Raw genomic sequence first — 1,302 nt, 5'->3', positions numbered from 1 at the left:
CGGGCGGGGCCGGACGGGGCGCACGGCGGAACCCCGCCACCGGCCCCTGCCGGAGCTTCAGCGCGCCGACGCAGGCCCAGCCGAGATGGGCGTTCACCCGCTCCAGAAGCTCCGCCGCCCGGTGCTGCAGCTCCAGCGCGAAGGCTCCCTCCACCCGCACCAGCAGAGTCGAGGGCTCGGGCGGCGCGGCGGGATCGGCCGCGGCTCCCCGGCGCGGCGCGACGATCTTCACCGGCACCGTCACCGCGGCGAGCTCCGGCCCCGCGATCATCTCCCAGCGGGCCACGATCTCCGAACTCGCAAAGCCCTGACGCGCCACCACCGGCCCAAGCGCGGCGGGCGCGAGATCGGACAGATGGCGGGCGCGGCGCGGCGGTTTCATCGGCGGATCGGTTCGTCTAAGGTCGCGGGGGCGACGGCCCCCTCCATTCGCTCCTTCGAGATTACGATTTGCCGCAAGCCGCCGAAACCCCCGTTCGGCCCGATCCCGACCGTCTGCTCGCCTGGTACGACCGGCATCGGCGCACGTTGCCGTGGCGGGCGGGGCCGGGGGCGCGGACGGAGCCTTACCGGGTCTGGCTGTCGGAGATCATGCTCCAGCAGACCACGGTGAAGGCGGCGGGGCCGTACTTCCTGCGCTTTCTGGAGCGGTTTCCGGATGTGGCCTCGCTCGCCCGCGCGCCGCTCGACGACGTGCTGAAGCTCTGGGCCGGGCTCGGCTACTACTCCCGCGCGCGCAATCTGCACGCCTGCGCCATCGCCGTGATGGAGCGCCACGGCGGGCGGTTCCCCGAGACGGAGGCCGAGCTTCTGGCGCTTCCGGGCGTCGGCCCCTACACGGCGGCCGCGATCGCGGCCATCGCCTTCGACCGCCCCGCCGTGGTGGTGGACGGCAATGTGGAGCGGGTGATGGCGCGGCTGTTCGCGGTGGAGGAGGCGATGCCCGCCGCCAAGCCGAAGCTGCGCGCGCTCGCGGCCGGCGTCGCGCCCGTCCGGCGCCCCGGCGACTACGCCCAGGCCACCATGGATCTCGGCGCCACGCTCTGCACGCCGAAGAAGCCCGCTTGCGCGCTCTGCCCCTGGGACGATCCCTGCCGCGCCCGCGCCGCCGGCGCGCCCGAGACCTATCCCCGCAAGAGCGCCAAGGCGGCGCGGCCCCAGCGCTTCGGCGTCGCGTTCTGGGTCGAGCGGGCGGACGGCGCCGTTCTGGTCCGCGCCCGGCCGCCGAAGGGGCTGCTCGGCGGCATGACCGAGATTCCGACCGGCGCATGGGACGAGACGACCGACCTGTCCGCCCCGCTC

General features: G+C 74.7%; 2 protein-coding genes. One reads left to right on the top strand and one right to left on the bottom strand.

The genetic code is table 11. The annotated features are described in order from the left end of the window. Positions 1-382, bottom strand: a 382-nt coding sequence (locus tag ACFQ4O_RS17640; protein ID WP_378777691.1) for a DUF721 domain-containing protein, incomplete at its 3' end; no start/stop codon positions are given. Positions 383-450: 68 nt separating this feature from the next. On the opposite strand from ACFQ4O_RS17640, the gene mutY reads away from it, so the two are divergent. Continuing rightward, a partial coding sequence (gene mutY / locus ACFQ4O_RS17635) for an A/G-specific adenine glycosylase (RefSeq protein WP_378777689.1) occupies positions 451-1,302 on the top strand: 852 nt, incomplete at its 3' end.

This window comes from Methylopila musalis (assembly GCF_042679725.1).
Taxonomy (GTDB): domain Bacteria; phylum Pseudomonadota; class Alphaproteobacteria; order Rhizobiales; family Methylopilaceae; genus Methylopila; species Methylopila musalis.
Note: the sequence above shows the minus strand (reverse complement) of the source record. Positions and strands in the feature narration are given on the sequence as shown.